This is a genomic window from Ensifer sp. NPDC090286 (genome assembly GCF_044769565.1).
GTDB lineage: Bacteria > Pseudomonadota > Alphaproteobacteria > Rhizobiales > Rhizobiaceae > Ensifer.
In genome coordinates this window covers 915,496-939,216 of the sequence record NZ_JBIVYF010000001.1, presented here as the reverse complement: position 1 = coordinate 939,216, position 23,721 = coordinate 915,496, and the positions used below count along the sequence as shown (strand labels likewise).

20 protein-coding genes are annotated in these 23,721 nt (G+C 61.9%); 8 read left to right on the top strand and 12 right to left on the bottom strand.

Annotated features, from left to right (window positions below; genetic code table 11):
- Positions 1-19 precede the first annotated feature (19 nt).
- Positions 20-775, bottom strand: a complete 756-nt coding sequence (locus ACIQUG_RS04595) for a hypothetical protein (protein WP_402317884.1) — start codon at positions 773-775, stop codon at positions 20-22.
- 383 nt (positions 776-1,158) lie between these two features.
- On the opposite strand from ACIQUG_RS04595, the gene dusA reads away from it, so the two are divergent.
- A complete protein-coding gene (dusA, locus tag ACIQUG_RS04590; protein WP_402317881.1) occupies positions 1,159-2,256 on the top strand; it encodes a tRNA dihydrouridine(20/20a) synthase DusA in 1,098 nt (365 codons plus the stop codon).
- A gap of 233 nt (positions 2,257-2,489) precedes the next feature.
- Here the strand turns inward: dusA and ACIQUG_RS04585 are convergent, their stop codons facing one another.
- Positions 2,490-2,702 carry a cold-shock protein gene (locus tag ACIQUG_RS04585; RefSeq protein WP_034788487.1) on the bottom strand — a complete coding sequence of 71 codons (213 nt, stop codon included), beginning with the start codon at positions 2,700-2,702 and terminating at the stop codon, positions 2,490-2,492.
- 622 nt (positions 2,703-3,324) lie between these two features.
- Between ACIQUG_RS04585 and ACIQUG_RS04580 the strand changes: the two genes are divergently transcribed.
- On the top strand, positions 3,325-3,912 hold the full coding sequence (locus ACIQUG_RS04580; RefSeq protein WP_192446325.1) for a J domain-containing protein: 588 nt from the start codon (positions 3,325-3,327) through the stop codon (positions 3,910-3,912).
- Positions 3,913-4,160: 248 nt separating this feature from the next.
- Here ACIQUG_RS04580 and ACIQUG_RS04575 read toward each other — a convergent pair whose 3' ends face one another.
- On the bottom strand, positions 4,161-5,042 hold the full coding sequence (locus ACIQUG_RS04575; protein ID WP_402317876.1) for an NAD(P)-dependent oxidoreductase: 882 nt from the start codon (positions 5,040-5,042) through the stop codon (positions 4,161-4,163).
- Between the two features lie 162 nt (positions 5,043-5,204).
- Between ACIQUG_RS04575 and ACIQUG_RS04570 the strand changes: the two genes are divergently transcribed.
- A complete protein-coding gene (locus ACIQUG_RS04570) occupies positions 5,205-5,711 on the top strand; it encodes a winged helix-turn-helix transcriptional regulator (protein ID WP_402317874.1) in 507 nt (168 codons plus the stop codon).
- Here the strand turns inward: ACIQUG_RS04570 and ACIQUG_RS04565 are convergent.
- Complete coding sequence (locus tag ACIQUG_RS04565) at positions 5,656-6,633, bottom strand: AraC family transcriptional regulator (RefSeq protein WP_402317872.1); 978 nt, start codon at positions 6,631-6,633, stop codon at positions 5,656-5,658. The two genes, ACIQUG_RS04570 and ACIQUG_RS04565, sit on opposite strands and share 56 nt — an antisense overlap.
- Before the next feature lie 180 nt (positions 6,634-6,813).
- On the opposite strand from ACIQUG_RS04565, the gene ACIQUG_RS04560 reads away from it, so the two are divergent.
- Entirely contained in the window at positions 6,814-8,445 is a 1,632-nt protein-coding gene (locus tag ACIQUG_RS04560; RefSeq protein ID WP_402317869.1) for an arylsulfatase, read from the top strand.
- A gap of 38 nt (positions 8,446-8,483) precedes the next feature.
- Here the strand turns inward: ACIQUG_RS04560 and tyrS are convergent, their stop codons facing one another.
- The 4 genes from tyrS to uvrB form a co-directional block, all read right to left on the bottom strand.
- Positions 8,484-9,278 carry a tyrosine--tRNA ligase gene (tyrS, locus tag ACIQUG_RS04555; protein WP_402317866.1) on the bottom strand — a complete coding sequence of 265 codons (795 nt, stop codon included), beginning with the start codon at positions 9,276-9,278 and terminating at the stop codon, positions 8,484-8,486.
- A gap of 293 nt (positions 9,279-9,571) precedes the next feature.
- Entirely contained in the window at positions 9,572-10,411 is an 840-nt protein-coding gene (locus ACIQUG_RS04550; RefSeq protein ID WP_402317864.1) for a DUF4435 domain-containing protein, read from the bottom strand.
- Positions 10,411-11,688: an AAA family ATPase gene (locus ACIQUG_RS04545; RefSeq protein WP_402317861.1), complete on the bottom strand. Its 1,278-nt coding sequence runs from the start codon at positions 11,686-11,688 to the stop codon at positions 10,411-10,413. Before ACIQUG_RS04545 ends, ACIQUG_RS04550 begins: the two co-directional genes overlap by 1 nt.
- Before the next feature lie 206 nt (positions 11,689-11,894).
- Positions 11,895-14,864 carry an excinuclease ABC subunit UvrB gene (uvrB, locus tag ACIQUG_RS04540; RefSeq protein ID WP_402317858.1) on the bottom strand — a complete coding sequence of 990 codons (2,970 nt, stop codon included), beginning with the start codon at positions 14,862-14,864 and terminating at the stop codon, positions 11,895-11,897.
- 252 nt (positions 14,865-15,116) lie between these two features.
- On the opposite strand from uvrB, the gene ACIQUG_RS04535 reads away from it, so the two are divergent.
- Positions 15,117-16,124 carry a FecR domain-containing protein gene (locus tag ACIQUG_RS04535; protein ID WP_402317855.1) on the top strand — a complete coding sequence of 336 codons (1,008 nt, stop codon included), beginning with the start codon at positions 15,117-15,119 and terminating at the stop codon, positions 16,122-16,124.
- A gap of 167 nt (positions 16,125-16,291) precedes the next feature.
- Here the strand turns inward: ACIQUG_RS04535 and ACIQUG_RS04530 are convergent, their stop codons facing one another.
- Both ACIQUG_RS04530 and ACIQUG_RS04525 read right to left on the bottom strand, forming a co-directional pair.
- Positions 16,292-18,463, bottom strand: a complete 2,172-nt coding sequence (locus tag ACIQUG_RS04530; protein WP_402317852.1) for a CHASE2 domain-containing protein — start codon at positions 18,461-18,463, stop codon at positions 16,292-16,294.
- 6 nt (positions 18,464-18,469) lie between these two features.
- Positions 18,470-20,224 (bottom strand): adenylate/guanylate cyclase domain-containing protein, encoded by a 1,755-nt coding sequence (locus ACIQUG_RS04525; protein ID WP_402317849.1) that lies wholly within the window; start codon positions 20,222-20,224, stop codon positions 18,470-18,472.
- 256 nt (positions 20,225-20,480) lie between these two features.
- Here ACIQUG_RS04525 and ACIQUG_RS04520 point away from each other — a divergent pair, with 256 nt between their 5' ends.
- Positions 20,481-20,978: a GNAT family N-acetyltransferase gene (locus ACIQUG_RS04520; protein ID WP_402317846.1), complete on the top strand. Its 498-nt coding sequence runs from the start codon at positions 20,481-20,483 to the stop codon at positions 20,976-20,978.
- 72 nt (positions 20,979-21,050) lie between these two features.
- A complete protein-coding gene (locus tag ACIQUG_RS04515; protein WP_402317843.1) occupies positions 21,051-21,566 on the top strand; it encodes a GNAT family N-acetyltransferase in 516 nt (171 codons plus the stop codon).
- A 66-nt stretch (positions 21,567-21,632) separates the two neighbouring features.
- Here ACIQUG_RS04515 and ACIQUG_RS04510 read toward each other — a convergent pair whose 3' ends face one another.
- Positions 21,633-22,076 (bottom strand): TIGR02594 family protein, encoded by a 444-nt coding sequence (locus tag ACIQUG_RS04510; protein WP_402317840.1) that lies wholly within the window; start codon positions 22,074-22,076, stop codon positions 21,633-21,635.
- Positions 22,077-22,560: 484 nt separating this feature from the next.
- On the opposite strand from ACIQUG_RS04510, the gene ACIQUG_RS04505 reads away from it, so the two are divergent.
- Positions 22,561-22,914, top strand: coding sequence for a DMT family protein (locus ACIQUG_RS04505; RefSeq protein ID WP_402317837.1), 354 nt, complete (start codon positions 22,561-22,563; stop codon positions 22,912-22,914).
- Positions 22,915-23,016: 102 nt separating this feature from the next.
- Here ACIQUG_RS04505 and ACIQUG_RS04500 read toward each other — a convergent pair whose 3' ends face one another.
- The gene (locus tag ACIQUG_RS04500) at positions 23,017-23,652 is read right to left on the bottom strand and encodes a TerC family protein (RefSeq protein WP_402317834.1); all 636 of its coding nucleotides are present in this window, start codon (positions 23,650-23,652) and stop codon (positions 23,017-23,019) included.
- Positions 23,653-23,721 lie beyond the last annotated feature (69 nt).

Here is a 23,721-nt window from a genome sequence, read left to right as displayed (position 1 = left end):
TTTCTGACGTCATCCAACGTCACGCATTCAGAATTTCATGCATCGGACTGCCGGCCGGGACGCCACTTGGCTTCAGGCGGGAGTTGCAGAGATGAAGAAAGGACGACCGGCTGGTCGCCAGGTCGCGAACGGAAAGCCCAGGTTCGTACAGCAGGCCCGTGCATTCGAAATGCAGATTGTAGAAGGCATCGATACTGGACGCGTGGTTCGTCAGGTTCATCTCACGCACGTGATGCGTCAAAAGTTGCGGACCAATGACGCCCCAAGCCTGATCTGCGACATGCACCGGAAAACCGAGCTTTTTCCGCAGTGTCATCTTGTTTCTCTTGCGGGAGGGGATCCAAGGAGGAATGAAGTAGATATCCTCTGAAGCTTTCAAAATATTCTTCAGCAAATGGCTCCCAGACGGCATCTTGAGAACCGCATTGCAGATCAGCTTGGAACTTTCCCAGCCAAATACATATTCGTCTTCGAAAAAAGGCTTCAGGCAATACACATCGCAGTCGACGTAGAGGCCCAGGCTCTCCCGCTGGATACGGTAACGATAGATGTCTGAGGCAAAAGCCAACCTGTTTGTTTCTCGAAAAATCTCAACTTCCTGCACGGACATCAGTTTGCTTGCATCGAATAATCTGACGCCCTCAGGCGCATCTTCGGGCGTTCCAAAGGCGTGCAGAACGACATCATAGCCGTTGCGGAGAAAGGACCGCAAACAAGCGGCATGGACAGGTCCGAGCTGCTTGCCGATCCAAACTGTGTTGACAATATTCGACATCAATCCCTCATTGCGACGGTCAGCTCTAACTAAACAAAAATTGTGGTTTGTAAACGAGTTAGAGACGTTCGAGCGTGCCGTCGTTCTCGCGTCTGCGCCTTCGTGCGCCCGGCAAGACTGCTCTGCCTCAGATGTCGGTCGAGCACGCTGGTGAGAGCGGTCGGGGCCTTCAACTCTGTCCGGTCTGCCACGTCTTCTAACCTTGGACTGTTTGCCCTCTCGCATTCTGCGGTTCCACGCGGTATATGACGCCGGCCCATTGGGGTGCATTGGCCTGACGATGCTGCCTATGGATTTACGACAAGCCCCGGACCACTTGCTACAATGTAGCAATCGCCCAGCGACGGCGGTCAGAGCAGGGCTCAAGCAAGAGCTGACAAGAGATGATGAAGACAGCGCAAACGGTTGAGAGCGTGGGTGAGTGCAGGTACTTCAACGCACCTGTTTTCGCCGTTGCGCCGATGATTGACTGGACGGACAGGCATTATCGCTTTTTCGCGCGGCAGCTGTCGCTGCATGCGCTGCTCTATACGGAGATGATCGTCGCTGAGGCGATCCTGCGGGGGGACCGGCAGAGGCTGCTCGGCTTTGATGCATCGGAGCATCCCGTCGCGCTGCAGCTCGGCGGCAATGATCCGGCGAAGATGGCGGAGGCGGCACGGATCGCCGAAGCCTTCGGCTACGACGAGATCAACATGAATGTCGGCTGCCCGTCGAACCGGGTGCAATCCGGCACGTTTGGCGCCTGCCTGATGCAGGAGCCGGCGACGGTGGCTGCCTGCGTTGCGGCGATGAAGGCGGCGGTAAAAATCCCGGTCACGGTCAAGTGCCGGATCGGCGTCGACGATCAGGATCCGGAAGTGGCGCTGCGCACGCTCGTCGCGCAGGTGGTCGATGCCGGCACGGATGCCGTCTGGGTGCATGCCCGCAAGGCCTGGTTGCAGGGCCTGAGCCCCAAGGAGAACCGCGAGATCCCGCCACTCGATTATGGTCTCGTGCATCGGTTGAAGCAGGAAAACCCCAACATTTTCATCGGCATCAACGGTGGTCTTCAGACCCTCGACCAGGCGCTTGAACAGCTTCAGCATCTGGACGGCGTCATGCTTGGCCGCGCCGCCTATCACGACAGCGCCATGCTGACGGCGGCCGACCGCCATTTCCCGCATCCGCTGACGGGGGTCGAGCCTATCGTCGAAGACGGCGCCGCCTTCTCCGAACGTGGCCATCGTCTCGATCTTGATTTCTGGGCCGGCGTCCGCGACGCCATGGCCGACCACGCCGCCGTGCATATCGCCAATGGCGGACGGCTGATCCACGTGACCCGTCATATGGTTGGCCTGTTCCAGGGCTGGGCGGGCGCCAGACGCTATCGCCAGATCCTGTCTTCCGATGCGACCCACCCGGGCGCGGGTCCGGACGTGATCCACGCGGCCTTCGAGGCGGTGTTCGAGGCGACGGCGGCAAAGCAGGCGGCGGAGTAGGCGACGAGCACGGGCGGATCGTGGCTGGCGCGATGCGCGGCGACCCTAGGGTAGTAGATCTTCAACACCTCCGAATAAGCGGGGCGTGCCCGGTTCTGGATGCTCGGGTCAAGCCCGAGCATGAAGCTGGGCGTGGAGGCGTGGCGCGCTGCGCTCAACCGATCCCCCAAACGAAAACGGCGCCCCTTGCGGAGCGCCGTTCTCAAAATGAATGTCCGACTGGACGATCCGGCTTAGGCAGCCTGGATGTTGACGGCCTTCGGGCCCTTGCCCATGCGATCCGGCTCGGTGTCGAAGGTGACCTGCTGGCCATCCTTGAGGGTAGCGAGGCCAGCGGCCTGAACGGCGGAGATGTGTACGAACACGTCCTTCGCGCCGCCATCCGGCGTGATGAAGCCGAAGCCCTTGTCCTGGTTGAAGAATTTTACGATGCCCTTGGTGGCCATGGAAGAAGTCCTTTTCCTTCAGTCAATTTGCGTTGCCCGCGCCCCCTGGGGGATGTGGGCATCTCGTCTTCCGCTTGCAAGCGGAAAGGCGTCGAGTGGTCACGATATCGGGGAAAAGACGTCTACGGTGCCGCTGCCGGCGGTCCCGACACAAGGCCGGGCGCAGTTGAAAGTCCAGTCTCCGGGATAGAAATCGCCCGAACGGCGGAAGAAGTGACAGGATTTGCAGAAAAAGGCAAGCGCCTTGTGCGCCGCGGGAAGCCGTCCGGCCTCTGTCTTTGCAGGGCTTTGGCCGGTTCTCGATCGTCGGTTTCCGGGCCGGGAGAAAAATCGGGGACGGCCGGTTTGCGGACACAATTTCGTCCCGACCTCGACCGAACGTGCGCGCCGCCAACGGGCGTTCGCGTCTTGGGGCGGACTGCTGTTGGTGGGCTTGCGCCTCGCTATAAGACTTGCGCATCCCCAGGATAACGCGCAGGTTTTACCGAAGGTTGGTTCCGTCTTGGCCGGCAATGGCTTAGCGATGCCCTGCCGGCCGCGCGAAGCGGGACGGCGTGACGTGCCTGAAGAATGCGCCGACGGCCTTGGCCTGCGGTGGGAGTGACATACGGAGAGGGACAGCGTGATCGACCCTTACGAACTGCTTGGACTGGAACGCGACGCCGACAATCAGGCAATCCGCAACGCCTATCGCAAGGCGGCGAAATCCGCGCATCCGGATTCCGGCGGCGATCCCGAACAGTTTGCCCGGCTACAGGTGGCCTATGAGCTGCTCAAGGATCCGGTCCGTCGCAAGGTCTATGACGACACCGGCTACGATCCGCAGCTGGCCGACGCGCGCGATCTCAAGGGCCTGATGATGCTGGAGACGCTGGTCAACGAGTTCATCCTCGACGAGCGCGAGCCCGGCAGCTTCGATCCCGTCGCCGCCATGCGGCGCAAGCTTTCCGACGATATCGTCAAGAGCCGCTTCCATATCCTCGAGCTGGAGCGTCACCGCGCCCGCGTGCGCAAGCACCTCGATCGCCTCGGCCGCCGGCCGGAGACCGACGTGCTCGGCTCGATGCTACGCGCGCGTTCGCGCTCGATCGCCGAGGCGATCAAGAACACCGACGAGCAGATCAAGACGATCGAGCAGGCCTATGAAATGTTGGAAGGCTATTCCTACGAGCTGGAGGCGCTGGCGGTGAACGCCCACGCGGCGGAATAGGCGGCGCCGTCTCGACGTCTTCCCATTGCCAAGCGCGTCGGGGTGGTGGCAACAGCCATGCTCCGCACAGCTGGCGCACGGCCGACGTTATTGGCGGACTCAAGAGCGGCGTGCCGGATCGAGGCGAGTGCCCGCCGGCGCAAGCGGAACGCGGCCTTGGATCAAGGGCTTGAAGCGCGAGGCATTGGTTCCAAAAGTTGTGGTGCGGGGCGGCGCAGGTGACAGCGCGCGCCCCTTCGCCTTACGCGCTATCGACGCCCCATGAACAGCGACAGCGACGCAAAATCGTCGTGCAGGTGGCCGGCGTCGATGGCGCGGCGGAAGATCGCCTCGTAGCCGTCGGTGATCGTCCGGTCGATGCCGCGGGCGGACATCAGCTCGACCAGATGGTGGAAGGCGCCATAGTGCGGCGAGACCGAGGAAAGCGTCTCGCCGTCGGCCGCATAGCGCCCGGCGGCACTGCGCTTGATCAGGTCGCCGACGAGGCCATCGATGACGGGCGCGGTCGCCGACCATTGCTTGCCGAGCGTTTCGAGATCGATCGCCTCGGCGCGCGAAACCGCAATCGCCTGCAGTCCGCCGAACAGCGCGCCCCACATCAGCGCGAGCACGGCGCTGTCGAGCGCGTTGGCAAGGCCCGGGTCGGCCCCGATATGCTGGACATTGCCGCCGAGCGCGCCGAGCACCGCGCGGCTTTCCTCAAACGCTGCGGCCGGCCCGGAGACGAGCAGCGTGCCCACTTCGGTGCCGATGAAATCGGGCGTCGCCAGGATTGCGCCGTCGAGGTAGCGGATGCCATGTCGCCCGGCCCAATCCTGCACCTCGCGGGCGCCATCGGGCGTGCCGGAGGTCAGCTCGACGATCAGCTTGCCCTTGAGGGCGACAGTGACGTCGGGGGCGCGCAGCATGCTTTGCGTCGCCGCGTAGTCGCTGACATTGACGATGACGATGTCGGACGCGGCGACGGCGTTGCGGACACTGGCCGCCACCTCGGCTCCGGCAGCGGCGAGCGGCGCCGCCTTTGCCGGCGTGCGGTTCCATACCGTCGTCGGGTGTCCGGCCTTCAGCAGCGCATGCGCCAGTGCCGATCCCATTCGCCCCATTCCCAAAACGCTGATTGCAGGTTGCATGTCCAGTCTCCATATCCATGGCGCGGGTCGGCGCTGGTGCGCATCCCGCTTCGATTGTTCGACGCGACGGGATTGTCGTCGCGGCTGAGACGTAAGGTGGGGTAACCGGGTCGCAATACGCACCCGGGGGTAAGTGGTTACCCCGGCGTAAGGGAGGAAGACGTGACGGATGCGATGGAGAACTGCGGTTTCATGACCGCGCTGCGGGCGATCGAGGGCAAGTGGAAGGTCGATATCCTCTGCGAACTCGGCAAGGCGGCGCGCCGCTTCGGGCGCCTGCGCCAGGCGATGCCCGCCATCAGCGAGAAGATGCTGGCGCAGCAGCTGCGCGAACTGGAGGCCGATGGCCTCGTCAGCCGCACCATCTATGCCGAAACGCCGCCAAAGGTGGTCTATTCGCTGACCAAACGCGGCGCCGCGCTGAACATAGCCGCGGAAGGACTCTGCAAGTGGGGCGAGATGTTCGGGCGGAACGCAGCAGCGGGCGAGGGAGGCTCCGGCGACCTGCGACGCGGGGCTTCATCCCCTGAGGTCGCGTCGGCTGCCGCGCGTTCGGAGCGGGTTGCTGCGACGATCGCCGAGCCGCATCACGCCAGCGGGGCTGCGCGATGGGCTAGTGGCCCAGTTGCGCCGCCCGCAGGGTTTCGGAGGGCAACTCGCCGTAGCTGAGCTGATAGTAGCGCGCGAAGGCGCCGAGATTGCCGAAGCCGCACTCGAACGCCACCGATGTGACGGTTGTTCCGGGCGCAGGCGCGGCCAGCATGGCGCGCGCCTGGGCAAGCCGCACTCTTCGTGCAAAGGCCATGGGCGAGATCCCGCGCGCCCGCCTGAAGGAATGGAAGAGACTCCGTGCGCTGGTATTGGCGACCGATGCCAGGGCCTCGATCGTCAACGGTTTGTCCCAGTTGTTGCGGATGTATTCCTCGGCGCGCCGCACCTGCCAGGGGGCGGTGGCCGGCGCATGGCCCTCCAGCACCTGGGAATAGTTGTGCCGTGAATGGCAGAGGTAAGCGACCATGATCGCCTGCTCCATTTCGACGACGAGCAGCGGCGGCATCGGAGCATCTGGACGCCCCAGTTCGCCGGCAATGAACTCGACCAGCCGGAACAGCGCGTCGTTCGGTGCGATATCGGCGATCAGCCGCATCGGCGGGTCGACCGGGCCGCCGATCAGGCTCGCAAGTTTCCGCACCAGGCCATCCGGACTGATCCTGAGGATCAGATGCTCGAAATCCCCCGAGTAGCGCAGATTCAAGCGCGCTCCCGGCCCGCCGACGACACCGCGGTTGCGGGCCAGTGTGCCCGACGCCCGATCGATGCTGGCGTCGCCATTGCCCCGCAGGGGAAAGCCCTGCAGGAAATGATCCGACTGCTCGACTACAGCATGCATTGCAGCGCCATAGTGCGCGTAGGTCAGCCCCACATCGTTGATCTGGCAATGGTTGAGCTGGGCATCGAAATCGCGCTCGCGCCCGGGAAAATCTATCGAGCGAACTGAAAACAGGCCCGAGATCCGGGCCAGAAGTTCCTCCGGATCGGTAGTCGTCAGATGCGGGAAGCGAGCGAGCGGATGGGTGCTGACGGCGTCCATGGGCTGATTTCTGCGCTCCTCGCCCCTGATCCTGCTGTTGGGCGGCAGTCTGCGGCTGATTTTTGCGGGAATCAAGTAGCCCATCAGTATCGGCACAAATGAAACTCTCGGATGTCCTGCGGCCAGCGCGCCCGTCATCAAGGCCCGTGGCCCCATGGATGCCTGCAGAGGAGGAAGGACATGCGCAAGGACATCAACAGGGACGTCACCGAGGCTCGATCGGTCAACGGCAGACCGGAACGCAGCAGTCTCAGCCGCCGGAGCCTTCTGCTGCTCGGGGGCACTGCACTTGCCGCCGCAGCCTTTGCGCCGCCGGTGGTGATCCGGTCGGCGCGGGCGCAAACCGGCACGAAGCCACCGAACATCCTGATCCTGTGGGGCGACGACGTCGGCTACTGGAACGTCAGCGCCTACAACCAGGGCATGATGGGCTACAAAACGCCCAACATCGACAGGATTGCCCGGGAAGGCGGACTGTTCACCGACTATTACGGCCAGCAGAGCTGCACGGCCGGCCGTGCCGCCTTCATCACCGGGCAGTCACCCTATCGCACCGGTCTGCTGAAGGTCGGCCTGCCGGGCGCCAAGGAAGGCATGCAGGCGGAGGATCCGACGCTTGCCGAGCTTTTGAAGCCACACGGCTATGTGACGGGGCAATTCGGCAAGAACCATCTCGGCGATCGCGACGAGCACCTGCCGACCGCCCACGGCTTCGACGAGTTCTTCGGTTCGCTCTATCACCTCAATGCCGAGGACGAGCCGGAACACCCCGACTATCCCAAGAACCCGGAGTTCCGGCAGAAATTCGGACCGCGCGGCGTGCTGCATTCCTATGCGGACGGCCGCATCGAGAACACCGGGCCGCTGACCAGGAAACGCATGGAGACGATCGACCAGGAGGTCACCGACGCTGCCATCGGCTTCCTGAAACGCGCCAAGGAGGAGAACAAGCCGTTCTTCCTGTGGTGGAATTCGACACGCATGCATGTGTGGACGCGCCTCAAGGCCGAAAGTCAGGGCAAAACCGGGCTCGGCATCTATCCGGACGGCATGGTCGAGCATGACGAGATGGTCGGCCAGATGCTGAAGGCGCTGGATGATCTCGGCCTCGCCGACAACACCATCGTCATGTACTCGACCGACAACGGCGCCGAAAAGTTCACCTGGCCGGATGGCGGCCAGTCTCCGTTCCGCGGTGAGAAGAATACCAACTGGGAGGGGGGCTTCCGCGTTCCCTGCGCCGTGCGCTGGCCGGGCACCATCAAGCCGGGAACGGTCTACAACGATATCGTCGCGCATGAGGACTGGATCCCGACACTGGTCGCTGCCGCCGGCGAGCCAAAGGTCAAGGACAAGCTGCTCTCCGGCTACGAGGCCGCGTCCAAGACCTTCAAGGTCCACTTGGACGGCTACGACATCACCGACTACCTCAGCGGCAATGGGCCAGACCCGCGCAAGGAGTTCATCTACTTCGTCGATGACGGAACGCTGGTCGGCCTGCGCTACGAGCAGTGGAAGATCGTTTTTGCCGAACAGCGGGCCGAAGGGCTCGATGTCTGGCAGGAACCCTTCGTGCCGCTGCGCCTGCCGAAACTCTTCAACCTGCGCTCCGATCCGTTCGAGACGGCCGACCATGAAGGCATGGACTACGAGCGCTGGCGCGTCGAGCACCTGTTCGTCATGGTCCCGGCCCAGGCCTATGTCGCCAAGTTCCTCGAAACCTTCAAGGAATATCCGCCCAGGCAGAAGCCCGGCAGCTTCTCGATCGACCAGGTGATGGATAACCTGCAGAACTCGAGCGGCGGGAATTAGCGGCTTCAATAGCGCGTCCCGATCGTGATCGGGGCGCGCTAACCCGGGGGCAAGCGGCGACGGCCCCGCCGTCGATCGACCCGCGAGCATTTCCCTTTCAGAGGCGGGGCTGGAGGTGAAGGTACATGCCAACCCTGGCGAGAGGTGTCGGCAATGGAAGAGCGTCGCGAGTTCGTTCGTCTGGCGACGATGTTGCCCCACTGGTCGCCGCCGCCGAGCTGCACCCGGCAGCCGGTGCGGCGAAACAGTTCGAGGAGGTCGACCGCCTGCAGGATCATGTAGTTGAATTCGAGGAAGCTCAGGTTCTCCTGCTGCTCCAGCCGCGACTTCACGCTGTCGAAGGAAAGCATGCGGTTGACGGAAAAATGCTTGCCGACATCGCGCAGCATGTCGACCCAGGCCATCCTGTCCAGCCAGTCGGCATTGTTGACCAAAACAGCATCGGTCGGCCCGTCGCCAAAAGTCAGCAGCCGCTCGAACACCTTCCTTATGCCGGCGACATTGGCCGCGATTTCCTCTTCCGACAGCATCGGCCACGCCGCCGGGCGAAAACTGGGATCGCCGATGCGGGTGGTGCCGCCGCCGATCAGCACGATCGGCTTGTGGCCCACCTGCTGCAGCCGCCTGAGCGCCATGATCGGCATGAGATGGCCGACATGCAGACTGTCTGCCGTCGCATCGAAACCGGCATAAACCGGCACGACGCCGGCCGCAAAGGCGCGATCGACGCCCGCAAGGTCGGTCACCTGGTTGACATAGCCGCGCGCGACCAGCGTCCGGGCGACGGTCGAACGCGGCTGGAAGGCATCGGCTGGATTATCGGAAGGTGTCATCGGGTGCTCCATGGCTGATGCCGCCAGGGAGCGCTGAAAATGACAAAGCCGCCTGACGGCGGCTTGTTTCAAGGCATGATCGAAACGCGCCGCTCCCTATGGGGACGTCGCATAATAGTTGGCGGCGATGAGTGCGGTCTTGATCATGCGGTGGTTGTAGCGGGGAATGGGGGAGGCGGCAAGTTACCGTTCGCAGTCAGTCTTGGTGGTCCGCGCAAATTCAGTGACCATTCCCAGTTATACGGATCGCGACGCCTTAATATCCGGACGCTTCATTCAGAACAAATCCTCCCTTAGATTTTACCCAAAACAGTTTTATAGTAGTGAATTTCATTCGTTTCTTTTTGATGGTAATCGTGGAAATGAGTAGAAATGAGCGCTCTGCAGAAATATTTCTTATCAATTCGAAATTTGGTATCGAGAGTTCTCGCGAATTTTGTAAATATCCTATAGAATACATCAAGTAAAAAATGTCCATTTAGGCGTCTGCCCCAATCATCGCTCGACTGACATTCTTGTTTCAGCAAATCTGAAATCTTTTGAAGCTCGGCTTCCAGGTTTTTATGCGAAATGTCTGGAGTGCTTCCCAATCTAGAATCAACGTAAAGCCGTTGGAAATTAGCTGTACCGATTCCGGCAACGCCGTTCATTTTTGATTTCTGATCTCCGACTGCAATTAGCTGCAGAGAATTTTTATTATTATCTATGTATGTATTAAATTCTTCATGAAGACGATCTTTAATTCCAGAAACTGGAAATGCGTGATAAATAAAATATGCGCAATTTTTAATTGTAGCTATATCGTTCTCAAAACTGTATCCATACGTGTAGATGATGCTTTCATCGAATTTCATTACACCGACGATGTCGTCGTAGTCTCTGTCAAGTAAAAATAAGACGCTCTTTGGATTTTTATCTATATTATCCGCAATCTCAATAATATCAGTCTTAGAACCTGCTGCGAGAAACTTAACGTTAGTGTTCGGCTTTATAGCTTTAAACAAATTCGACCAGAAAAGAAAATCAAGAGAATACTCATCGTCGTGAGAGCCTTCGTGATATGCGACATAATCGACATCAAAGAACAAGGCTCGATTAGCTATGCCATCAGGTGACCGTTCGAACACTGCCATTATCTAGACTCTCCGCGCAGGAGGTCTTCCATTCGTATCACCTGCCGCTGGTTCCCCGCGACGATATCCGGAGAGTGTGTGGCAAATATAATCTGTGCACTGGCGTTGAGGCTCTTCAGGTTGTCTACGAGCCGTCTCTGCCATTCAATGTGCAGCGAAAGCTCGGGCTCGTCCGCGAGATAAACGAATGGGCTGTTCTCCTGTATAAGAGACGTTGTCAGCATGATGAAAAGTTGCTTTTCGCCCGAAGAAAGTTCGGCGATGTCGACCGTTTTCTTGCCTGCAGTGAATGTCGGCTGATTTCTTTCGTCGAATCTGAATTTCTTATTTACAAGTAAATCATTCAGTAGATTCGAAAAGTCGATTTTCGGTCTAAAGGTTTCAACCCTATCTTGTTGTAACTCCTTCCAATTCTCTATGAGTTTATGAAGCCTTATCGTGTCTGAGATAGCAATGAAATCGTTATACTTTAGAGCTTTTTCATTTTTGAACGTAGATATTGACTTTTTTGCTTTGTCAAAGTGGGTTGAAATGTGTTTTTTGTATTTTACATCATCCTTAAATAACACCTTGAATATTTGTTCTATATTTGCTTGTTCTTCATCCATATCCAATTGGAATGCGTCATCTATCTTTTCAACGGTCGCATTGAGTAGAGAGAGAAAATAATTTTGCTGGAATTCCTCAAGTTGCTTTGAGTAAATTGTATCCAGGGACGATAAGTATTTTGTAGTTGTAACAACAAGTTGAGATATTTTTCTGTCAATCGGGTTTGAGCTTTCTCCGATTCCAAGCTTCTGAGAAAGTAAGCCTCGGTGGAGTGGTAGCCAGATGGACTTGGGCAGAAACTCAGAGATTGGGTTACTCTCATGTTCTTCTTCTTCGCTTCCAAATAGATTTAATGTAGAAATTTGCCACCTTGATAGTCCTGTCCTGCTTTCTAGGTGCGATACTAATTCTACTGTAGGCGCTCTCGAATTTTCTTTATATTGATATGATATTGACCCGCGTTGGCTTTCGGCGTTTTTCTTAATCGTTAATATCGGTTTTGCCTTCCCGGCGGCTGGGAGAAAAGTGATCTGAACTTCAGCAAATTCGATCTCTCTTAGCGCGTGAGAGTCACAATTCAGAGAGGCCCGAAGTAGATTTATTAGGGTCGTCTTCCCTGTTCCATTTAATCCAATAATAAAATTAATACTATCATCGAAAACTACGTAAACGTCCCCTTTTCCAATGAAGTTGGTAATCCTCATGCTATCTACATATTTTGCTACCATAAGAATCTCCATCTTCTATATCAGTAGACACTAGTATTATTTTTGCAACCTATGTTTTTGTTGGCGGCATAATGCCGTGCGGCGGTTTTTGCTTTTCCTGTGTTCTGGGAAGAATACTGCGAGCGCCATGCAAGTTAATAGTGCGGAAGTGATAGGCGACTAATCTAGCGCCAATTGCAATCTTTGTGCCTTGCCGTAGATATGGCTCACCGCCCCGGCCGCCCCGTCTTGCCCTTCGTCCGCCCCTTCTGCCGCTTCTCGTCCGCCGGATCCTCATACGACCCCACGCCCGGTTTCGCCCGCGTCAGGAGCGGCTTTTCCGGCACATGACCCGTTACCGGTTTTTCCGTCCGCCCGACGGTCATTTCGTCGAGGGTGTTGCGGCGGAACAGGGATTTGTCGGCGCCGGCGGGGGTGGCGATGTCGCGGCCCATGTCGTCTAGGTGGGGTTTCTGGAAGTAGCCGTCGGAGGAGGGCGCAGTACCCCCCTCTGTCCTGCCGGACATCTCGCCCACATGGGGGGAGATTGCGCTGGGTTGGCCCTTGGCGGAGCGCTTGCCGCCTTGGGCGCCTCGCGCGCCTTCTTGCGACCTTGCCTCTTCCCGTGCCATCGGGTCGTCCATCGCGGCCAGTTCGGCGGCCTTGAGGCGCTTGATTTCGTCGCGGAGGCGCGCGGCCTTTTCGAAGTCGAGGTCGGCGGCGGCGTCGCGCATCTGTTTTTCCAGCGCGTTGAGGTGCGCCTGCAGGTTGTTGCCGACGAGGTGGCCGCCGTCTGCAAAGCCCTTGCCGGCGACGCCGGAGATGTCGGCGCGCACGTGGTCCTTTTCGTAGACCGAGTCGAGGATGTCGGAGATCTTTGCCTTTACCGATTCCGGGGTGATGCCGTTGGCCTCGTTGTAGGCCATCTGCTTCTCGCGGCGGCGGCTGGTTTCGTCCATGGCGCGCTGCATCGAGCCGGTGATCTGGTCGGCGTAGAGGATGACCTTGCCGTCGACGTTACGAGCGGCGCGGCCAATGGTCTGGACCAGCGACGTTTCGGAGCGCAGGAACCCTTCCTTGTCGGCGTCGAGAATGGCGACGAAGCCGCATTCGGGAATGTCGAGGCCTTCGCGCAGAAGGTTGATGCCGACAAGCACGTCGAAGGCGCCGAGACGCAGGTCGCGGATGATCTCGATGCGCTCCAGCGTGTCGATGTCGGAGTGCATGTAGCGCACGCGAATGCCCTGTTCGTGCAGGTATTCGGTGAGGTCCTCGGCCATGCGCTTGGTGAGCACGGTGACGAGCGTGCGGTAGCCGGCGGCGGCCGTCTCGCGGATTTCGCCAAGTACGTCGTCGACCTGGGTCTTGGCCGAGCGCACTTCCACCGGCGGGTCGATCAGTCCGGTCGGGCGGATGACCTGTTCGGCAAAGACGCCGCCGGACTGTTCCAGTTCCCAGCTGCCGGGGGTAGCCGAAACGGCGATGGTATCCGGGCGCATCGCGTCCCATTCCTCGAAGCGCAGCGGGCGGTTGTCCATGCAGGAGGGCAGGCGGAAGCCGTATTCGGCCAGCGTCGCCTTGCGGCGGAAGTCGCCGCGATACATGCCGCCGATCTGGCTGACGGAGACGTGGCTCTCGTCGATGAACAGAAGCGCGTTGTCGGGAATGTATTCGAACAGCGTCGGCGGCGGCTCGCCGGGATTGCGGCCGGTGAGGTAGCGCGAATAGTTTTCGATGCCGGCGCAGGAGCCGGTCGCCTCCAGCATCTCGATGTCATAGCGGGTGCGCTGTTCCAGGCGCTGTGCCTCCAGCAGGCGGCCGCCCTTCTCCAGCTCGGCGAGCCGATGCACCAGCTCTTCCTTGATCGCCTTGATGGCGCCGTTCAACGTCGGGCGCGGGGTGACATAGTGCGAGTTGGCGTAGATCTTGACCGATTTCAGGTCGCCGGTCTTCTGGCCGGTCAGCGGGTCGAACTCGGTGATGGCGTCGATCTCGTCGCCGAACATGGAGATGCGCCAGGCGGCATCCTCCAAGTGGGCCGGGAAGATCTCGATGGTATCGCCGCGCACCCGGAACGAGCCGCGCTGGAAATCCATGTCGCGACGCTTGTACTGCTGCGCCACCAGGTCGGCGAGCAGCTGCCGCTGGTCGAGCCGGTCGCCGACGCTCATCTGGAAGGTCATGGCGGTGTAGGTCTCGACCGAGCCGATACCGTAGATGCAGGAGACCGAGGCGACGATGATGCAGTCGTCGCGCTCCAAGAGCGATCGGGTGGCCGAGTGGCGCATGCGGTCGATCTGCTCGTTGATCGACGATTCCTTCTCGATGAAGGTATCCGAGCGCGGCACGTAGGCCTCGGGCTGGTAGTAGTCGTAGTAGGAGACGAAGTACTCGACCGCGTTGTCGGGGAAGAAGTTCTTGAACTCGGAATAGAGCTGGGCGGCGAGCGTCTTGTTCGGCGCGAGGATGACGGCGGGACGCTGCGTCGCCTCGATCACCTTGGCCATGGTGAAGGTCTTGCCCGAGCCGGTGACGCCGAGCAGCACCTGGCTGCGCTCGCCGGACGACAGGCCCTCGACCAGATCGGCGATCGCCGTCGGCTGGTCGCCGGCGGGCTGGTATTCCGACGCCATGCGGATCTCGACGCCGCCTTCCGATTTTGGCGGTCGCGCCGGCCGGTGCGGCGTCCAGAGCTTGCCGTCCTTGAACAGCGGGTTGCCGCTCTCGATCAGCGCCGACAGCGCTTCGACGGTGGCGGTGACGCCAGAGGTGGAGGTCAGCTTGGCGGCGTCTTCCAGGGAGACGTCGAGGCCGGCCACCGGATTGAGGCCGGCGGCAGCGCGCGTCTTCGGGTCGGTCGAGCCGCCCATGGAGGTGCCGCGCGCCGACTTGCTGCCGACGATCTCGACCTTGCCCTTCTTGCCCGCCTTCTTCGGCTGCGCCTCGTCATCGGCGCCCGCTGCCTTGCGCGCGGCCTTGGAGGCGGCGATCTCCACCGTCTTGCGGTGCTTGCCGGCCTTGGAGGCGATCTCGCGCTGGGTCTCGAATGCAGACGATTCCGCTTCCGCCTCGAGCTGCTTCACCCAGTCGGAGACATTGCCGGACAGAGGCGCGCCGGAAAACGGCGCCTGGGGCGCTTCTTCGAAACCGGACGGCGTGGAGGGCTTCGGCGGGGCATTCTTCGGAGCTTTGGTCATGGCGGGGAATATGGAGAGAGTCCGGCGGAAAGTGAAGGGGCGAGGGAGTACAAAAAGGCAACATTTCGCAGCTCACGCGTCAGCCGCCGGAAGCGCCGTTCACGCATGAAATCATCGGTTTTCAACCAAGGCTGGCCGAGAAACCGTCGCCGCCTAACCCTTACGGTTGCGCACTTGACGCTGCGTTACCCCGATTGGGCGAGAAGACACCAAAGCCCGCCACGTGATAACAATAGTTCTTTGGAGGGTGCCATGTTCTGCTTGCGTGGTGCCGCATTCGTGCTTTGTGCCGTGGTCCTTGGCCCGTTGTCTGCGCCTGCCGCCGAACCGGTCGGCAAGGCGGTGGAAATCCGGACGGCCGTCAGCGGTGCGCGCGGTGCGATTGCGGTCAGAGACCCTGTTTACCGGGATGAACGGATTTCGACCTCGAAGTCCGGCCTCGGCCAATTCGTCTTCGAGGATGGCACCAAGCTTGCCGTCGGCTGGGGCTCTTCCGTGGTCATCGACAAGTTCGTCTATGACGACAAGAAGTCGGTGAAAAAGCTGACGATCATGGCCGCAAAGGGCACGTTCCGCTGGATCAGCGGCAAATCCGGCCATTCCGCCTATGAAATCGTGACGCCGGCGGGCACGATCGGCGTGCGCGGCACAGCCTTTGATTTCTTCGTCGGCCCGGATGGAACCACTGCGGTGGTGCTGCTCAGCGGTGCGGCGGATTTCTGCGGCGCCGGCGGCTGCCGGCAGTTGACGCAGCGTTGCGACTGCGTCGTCGCCAAGCCCGGGCGTCGCGCCACCGCACCGACGCGGGTCAGTCGCACGACGCTCAAGGCGCTCGGCAATGCGCAGGCGCTGCCTTTTCTCTCTGGCGGGCAACGCCTGACCGGCGCGATCGGTTGGGTAGGGGGCGGCTGCGGCCTGCGCGCGGCCCAGTTCGAGGGCACCACCCGTACCGTCCCGGAGCAACCGGCCCGCGTTGAAGAAAAGCCGCGCGAACAGAAACCGCCGCCGGAAGAAAAGCCCCGGGATCCGGGCCCGCAGCCGGAGAACCCCGGCGATCCCGGACCGCAGCCGCATAATCCGGGCGATCCGGGGCCGCAGCCGAACAACCCTGGCGACCCCGGCCCGCAAACCGAGCAGCCCGGCGACCCCGGTCCACGCAACGACAACCCCGGCGATCCCGGACCGCAGACGGGCGGCGGCGGCGACCAGCCGAGCCAGGACCAGGGAACGCAGCAGCACGAGGGCGAAAGCCACGATTGAAGGGGCGGCAGCAGCTTTGCTGGTGTGCGGCTGATTTGTATGCCGAGCGCGCGCACTCGGTCGCTCTGCCTGACGGCGAATTTTCACGAAAATAGCTCTGAATCAGAAAGCTGCGGTCGTTTCCGCATGTGTTCTGTGAGGTGGCATTCGAGCGGCCGCGGGAAAGCTCATTCGGCCGGACGCTTGGTGTTCTCGTCGGTCGCCTGGGCGAAGTGGTCGGCGCGGCGGCCGATCCGGGCGTAGAAGCCGGCGAGCGCCGGCGTCAGCGCCGCCGCCTTCAGCTTGGCGGCGTTGACGATGCTGCGGCTTGTCTGCGTGCGGGCGGCGAGCGCGGCGACCAGCCGATCGTGCAGGCCGCGCAGATCCGCAAAGGCGGGCGAGGCCGCGAGGTTTTCGTCGCCGGCGACGGCATAGACCCGCGTTCTCGTCGTCTTGCCCTTGAGCCCCAGGGCGCCGGCGTCGAGCATCGCGTGGTCCGGCAGCGACTGGGCGGTCGCCTCGGACACTAGAATGTCGATGTTGACGTCCTTGCAGGCCGCTTCGATGCGTGCGGCGATGTTCACGGTGTCGCCGACGGCGGAATAGTTGAACCGCGTCTCGGCGCCCATGTTGCCGACGCAGGCGAGCCCGGTATGGATGCCGATGCCGATGCGCACTTCCTGGTCGGCGCCGAAGCCGAAGGCATTGTCGGCATTGAGCCTCGCCAACGTCTCGCGCATGCCAAGCGCTGCGCGCACTGCCTTTTGCGGATGGTTGGCGACGTCGACCGGCGCATTCCAGAAGGCCATGATCGAATCGCCGATGAACTTGTCGAGCGTGCCTTCGTTGGCCAGCACATGCCGGCTCAGCGCATCGAGCAGCGTGTTGAGAAAAGCGACGACCTCGGTCGGCGTCATGCGCTCGCTCATCTCGGTGAAGCTGCGCACATCGACGAACATCACCGTCAGCTCGCGGTCGTCGCCGCCGAGGCTGAGCGCATTGCGCGTATGCTCGATGCGGTAGAGCAGCGACGGCGAGAGATAACGGCCGAAGGCCTGTCGCACCTCGCGGCGTTCGCGATCGGTCACGAGGAAGCGATAGGCGGTGGCCGCGAAATGGGTGATCGAGGCGGCGAGGATCGGCGCCAGCGGATCGAAAAGCCGTCCGCCATAGTAGAAAGCGGTCCAGGAAGCGACGAGCGCCAGCACAGTCACCGCCAGGCCGCAGACAAGCGCGACCACTGGGCTGACGAAGGTGGTGAGCAGCACCAGCAGCGTTCCGGCAAGCGCGATCGAGAGAATTTCGAGGCCGTTCGCCCAGTCCGGGCGCGAAAGATAGCGACCCGACAGGATCTGCTCGACGATCTGCGCATGGATCGAGACGCCGGGCACGTTCTGGCCGAGCGCGGTGGTGCGCACATCCTGCAGTCCGGCCGCCGAAGTGCCGATGAAGACGATGCTGCCTTCGATGCCGGCGCGGATATCCGGCGATGGCTCGCCATCGGCAAGAATGCGGCGGGCGGAGATATAGCGCTCCGTCGTGTCTGGCGTCACATAGAGCCAGACCTCGCCGGTCGACATCAGCGGCACGACGAAGTCGCCGATCTTGACCGCCGTCAGCGTGTTGGCGACGTCGGGTGCGGCGGCCAGCACATAGGTCGAAGCCCCCTGAGCCACCCGCAGAGCCTCCATGGCGAGGCTCGGGTAGAACTGCTGGCCGTCGCTCAGGAACAGCGGCGCGGTGCGCACCACCGCCGAGGACGAGCCGGGATTGAGGCTGATATGGCCGAGGCCGGCGGCATTGGCCTCGAGCTGCGGCCTCAGCGGCGTGGCGGCGCGCAGGCGGGGCGGCGCTTCGTTGGCGCTTTCGCCGGTCAGGGCAAAGCCGGCCTTGACCGGGGGCAGGTAGCTGCCTTCGTTGGTCAGCCCGAAGCCGAGCACCACGGGCTTGTCGCGGATCGCCTCGGCGAAGATCTCGTCATTGTCGGGCAGGGCGGCAAGGAAGGAGGGATCGACGCCACCGACATCGCGCACGACGGTGCGCGGCGACAAGCGGTCCGGCTCGGCAAAGAGCACGTCGAAGGCGATTGCGGCGGCCCCCATCTCGCTCAGGCGGTTGGTCAGCTTCGCCAGCCGGTCACGCGGCCAGGGCCATTGGCCGAGCTCGCGCAGCGACGCTTCGTCGATATCGACGATCTTGACCGGCATCGGCTCGAACTGGCGTGGCGCTACGCGCTGGTATTCGTCGAAGGTGACGTCGCGCGCCTGGCGCAGCAACTGCGGATCCTGGGCGCGCAGGATGGTGAAGAACGCCACCACCGTCATGCCGATCAGAACCCCGAACAGTTGCGATCGTGTCATGGCGGCCTACGGAACCATGGGCAGGCCCGCCTTGACGAGCCCGTCGTTGAAATGCGCGTGGTCGGCGGGATCGACATAGGCGGTAAAGAAGCGCCAGTAGCGGGGCACGTCGCTTGGTGCGTTGGCGATTGCTTCCGGGAGCAGCTTGCGCGCCTCGTCGATGCGGTCGAGCTGACCGAGACAGGTGATCAGCATGACCAGGTTGAAATAGGTGCGGCGCAAGAGCAGCGCCCGTTCGGCGCAGCGCAGGGCTTCGTCATAGTTGCCGAGATGGTAGTGGGCGAGCGCCATGCGGTTGAGGAAGAGATAGGTGAGCGGATCGTGCGGGCTCAGCCTCAACGCCTTGTGCAACGGGTCCAGCGCCTCGGCGAAACGGCCGATGTAGATGCGCGCCCAGCCGAGCGCCATGTGGGCGAGCGCGAAGTTGGAATTGATGTCGATCGCGTGCTGCGCCTCTTCGACAGCTGCATGCGGTCGCTGGGCCGCGAAGTTGGCGAGACACATGACATAGTGGCAATAGGGGTCGTGGTCGTCGATCACCACGGCGTGCGCGGCCTCCGCCTGCAGCTCGGCGCTGTCGCGGTCGATGTCCTTGCTGAAACCGAAGAAGCAGCGGGCAAACAGCGAGCGCGCGAGCATCATGTGCGCGCGGCCGAATTCCGGGTCGAGAGCGATGGCGCGCCGCTGCCACTCGATCGCTTCGTCGAAATGGGCCGCGGAATCCTGCGCGTTGTGCAGCAGCGTGCCGCGCATGTGGCATTCATAGGCGCCGAGATTGTCGGTGCCCCGCAGCTGCGCGCGGCGGTTTTCACCGATCAGGATCTCAGGCTCGATCGCGGCGACCACATGCTGGGTGATTTCGTCCTGAATGGCGAAGAGATCTGCGAACTCACGCTCGTAGCGCTGTGCCCAGAGGTGGTTGCCGGTCTCCGCCTCGATCAGCTGGCCGGTGACGCGCACCCGCGAGCCGGAGCGGCGCACGCTGCCTTCGACGATGTAGCGCACGCCGAGATCCCGGCCGATCTGCTTCACGTCGACGGCGCGGCCCTTGTAGGCGAAGGAGGAGTTGCGGGCGATGACGAAGAACCAGCGGTAGAGCGACAGCGCGGTGATGATGTCCTCGGTCAGGCCGTCGGCAAAGAAATCCTGTTCGGGATCGCCGGACATGTTGACGAAGGGCAGAACGGCGATCGACGGCTTGTCGGGCAGCGACAGCGGCATGCCGGGCAGGTCCCCGCCGACCGGATCCTCGCGCCAGTCGACACGGTGGACCAGGACCGGGCGCGGAATGTTTTTCAGCGCACGCTCGCCCAGCCGCTGCATCGGAAACTCGAGCTTGCCTTCGATCTGGTCGTGCAGCGCGCCGGAAATGCAGATGTCGTTCGGCTGTGCAACCTGTTGCAGTCGGGCGGCGACGTTGACGCCGTCGCCGAGCAGGTTGCTGCCGTCGACGACGACGTCGCCGAGCGTGAGGCCGATGCGAAACTCCATGCGCCGCTCCGGCGAAAGATCGGCGTTGCGGCGCTGTAGCGTCCGCTGGATTGCAACCGCCGCCCGCACGGCCTGTACGGCGCTCTGGAATTCCGCGACCAGGCTGTCTCCGGCTGCGCCGAAGACGCGCCCCCCGTGCTCCGCAGCCAGGCCGGATATCGTCTCGCAGTAGGTGGCCAGGGTCGCAAGCGTGCCTTCCTCGTCGATCGCGACGAGGCGACTGTAGCCAGCGACATCGGCAGCAAGGATCACGGCGAGCTTCCGTTCCAAGGCGGCGGGCCCCTCCTGCGGCATCTGGTCAGAAGGAAATTAAGCGTAACTTAAATTAGAAAGTCCGAGAAGCGTAAATCGCCCGGATCGGGCCTGAAGACGCTGCACAATGCGCAAAAATGCTTGGCGCTGCTTCTACGACAGATTGTACTCGCGGGTGCTTCCCCCGGGGCGGCCGATCGTGCAAGTTTCGCAGTCTTCCTGCCGGGGCACCTCGTTCGGGCCGGCACCTCTTTCGCACATGGGATCAACAGTGATGGCGCCTTTTTCCGTTGGCCGGCTCAACTCCAGTGATGCCGAGGCCTACCGGGCCGTTCGGCTGGACGGGCTGCTGAAGCATCCGGAAGCCTTCGGTGCGTCCTACGAGGACGAGGCCGGCCGGCCGATCGCGGTCACAGCGGAACGCCTTGTTAGCGGCTTCGTCCTCGGCGCCTTCGATGGCGATGAAAGGCTCATGGGTGTTGCTGGCCTCGCGATCCCGACGGCTGCAAAGGCAAGGCACAAGGGCACGCTCTGGGGCATGTATGTCTTGCCGGAGGCGCGGGGCACCGGGCTTTCGCGGCTGCTGGTCGACGGGATCATCGCGGAGGCGCGAGGCAAGGTGGAGCGGCTGTTGCTGACGGTCGTCTCGTCGAACGCTGCTGCCCTCAACCTCTACCGGAAGGCAGGATTTGTCGAATACGGCCTGGAACAGCGCGCGTTGCGGGTCGACGATGTTTATTTCGACGAGATGTTGATGGCCTTGTCGCTTTAAGCGTCTGACTATCCGCCAGGGAACGCGAAGCGGGGTCGACCTCGCGCCGCGCGGCGGTAGGATGGCGCCATCATGCCCCTGATTCGACCGACACGCGAAAGCGACCTTTCCCTTCTGCCCGATATCGAGCGCTCCTCCGGTGAGGCGTTCCGCACGATCCCTGAGCTTGCCTGGATTGCCGACGACGACGTGCAATCGGCGGAAGCCCATGGCGCGTTCCTGCGAACCGGATTGTCGGTGGTGATCGTCGATGCCTCCGATCGGCCGATCGGTTTTCTTTGCGCCACGGTTGCCGACGATGCCATGCACATCTGGCAGCTTGCCGTCGAGGCGGAACGTCAGGGGCAGGGGCTTGGGCGCACGTTGATGCTGGCGGCAATCACGCATGCGCGCGTGACATCGCTTGCCGCCGTCACGCTGACGACGTTCCGCGATCTTGCCTGGAACGAGCACTTCTATCGCAAGCTCGGCTTCGTGACGCTCGATGCGGGCGAACTCGATCCGCGTCTTGCCGAAATCCTTGCCAACGAGGCGGCGCATGGGCTGCCGGCAGAGCGACGCTGTGCCATGCGGCTGAAGCTCGCCTGAGGGCGCGCGTCCGCATTCCGGAAAGCCGGCGCTGAAAGATGCTCGTTCGGGCGCGGTGTGGCCGCGCTACCGCCTGATGGCGACCACCTGGCCGCGTGCGAACTGCGAGACCCTGACGCCGCCGGACTGGTTGCCGCCGATCAGCTGGGCCGTCGATTTCGACAGCATGGACAGGATGCCGACGTGATAGCCGCGGCCGGTGCGGACGACGACGACGTCGCCGGGGCGCGCATAGGCTAGCTTCACAGGTGCGCCGAAACGCAGCCAGGATCGGGCGATGCCGAAGCTCTGTGGTGGGCTGCGGCCGGCCTTGCGGGCGACCATGCCCATGAAGTGGCCGCACCAGGGTGTGCGTGCCGGGTTGATGCCGAGCGCTGCACGAAGGGTCTTGTTGTTCTTGACCTCGTGCAGGCCCTTGTACTGCTGCGCCTGGGCAAGCATGCCCGCGCTGGCGAGATCAGGTATTAGAAGCGCGACATAGGCAGCCGCAAGAAACGCCAGGACCTTCATGGTCACGTCTCCTTGACAAGTTGCTTGGTGCGAACGGTTGGGGCGGCCTGGCAATCGCCGGCATGGCACCCGGTTGCTCAACGGTTTCCAATGTTGGGCGGGGAGATATCAGCGGGCGCACGCGTGCAGGCGTCGAGAAGACGCCGCATCGGGCACGTCGGCGAACCGCGGTAAAACGCGGAGCCAGCTTCACGGCAACTGCCGTATCGAAGTGTGGTATTCCCCTGTCTGCCCCGTCGGGCAGCAAAGCTTCATTCACCATGCGCCGGTGCAAAATTGTGGCAAAACCCGTAAAATATTAGGGCAGGGATTGCTTATTGCCGAAATAGCTGATGCGAAACGGCGATTCGCCGGGCCAGACATCAAAAATATAGTGGGTCGGCACCTTCCGAGGCAGGTCTTTACGCCGGAGAAGCGGCGGCACTTGCGCGCCTATGGGGCGGCGGCGCATCGTCTCAGCGTGATTCGCACGCCGAGGTTCTTCATGTCGTTCACCCTTTCTCCTGCCTATCTCTGGCCCGTTCTGCTGCTCCTGGTCTCCAACGTCTTCATGACCTTCGCCTGGTATGGGCACCTGAAGTACACGTCGTCGCCGCTCTACATGGCAATCGTCGCGAGCTGGGGCATTGCCTTCTTTGAATATTGCCTGGCGGTGCCGGCAAACCGTATCGGCCACCAGGTCTATTCGGCGGCGCAGTTGAAGACGATGCAGGAGGTGATCACCCTGATCGTCTTTGCAGCCTTCTCCGTGTTCTGGCTGAAGGAGTCGATCGGCTGGAACCATCTGGTCGGCTTCGCGCTGATCGCGGCCGGCGCGTCGTTCATCTTCAAGGGGTGATGACGTCCGTCGCGCTGCAGCGATCGAGTCGTTAGCAAACAAAAAGGCAGGGCCTCGGCCCTGCCTTTTTCATTGTCGACGGCTTCTGTCGGGGCGCCGGTGTCAGACCAGGGCGGCCACAGCCGGCGCGACATGCGGCCAGACCTCGACCCAGCCGCGATAGATCATGTCGAGCGCGACATAGAGGATGATCGCGAGACCGATATAGGCAATCCAGTGATAGCGGTTGAGCAGCCGGGCGATGAAGCCGGCGGCGATGCCCATCATGGCGATCGAAAGCGCAAGGCCGATCACCAGGATCGTCGGATGTTCGCGGGCAGCACCGGCTACGGCAAGCACGTTGTCGAGCGACATCGAGACGTCGGCGACGACGATCTGGAGGGCCGCCTGCATGAAGGTCTTCCTGGGCGCCTCGGAGCCTTGTCCGTTTTCGCCCGCAGCATTTGCTGCCTGCTGCTCGCGAATTTCACGCCACATCTTCCAGCAGACCCAGAGCAGCAGAATGCCGCCGGCGAGCAGCAGGCCGATGATTTCGAGCAGTTGCACCGTGACGCTGGCGAGCGCGATGCGCAGTACGGTGGCGGCAATGATGCCGACGAGAATGACCTTCTTGCGTTGGTCCGTCGGCAGGCCGGCGGCAGCGAGACCGATCACGACGGCGTTGTCGCCGGCGAGAACGAGGTCAATGACGATGACTTGAAGAAGCGCCGCCAAGCCGGCAGCGGTAAAGATTTCCATGATGCAACAGTCCCCCGACCTGCATATGCGAGATATAGATATGACTAACGGATAAAGCACTGCCGTGCC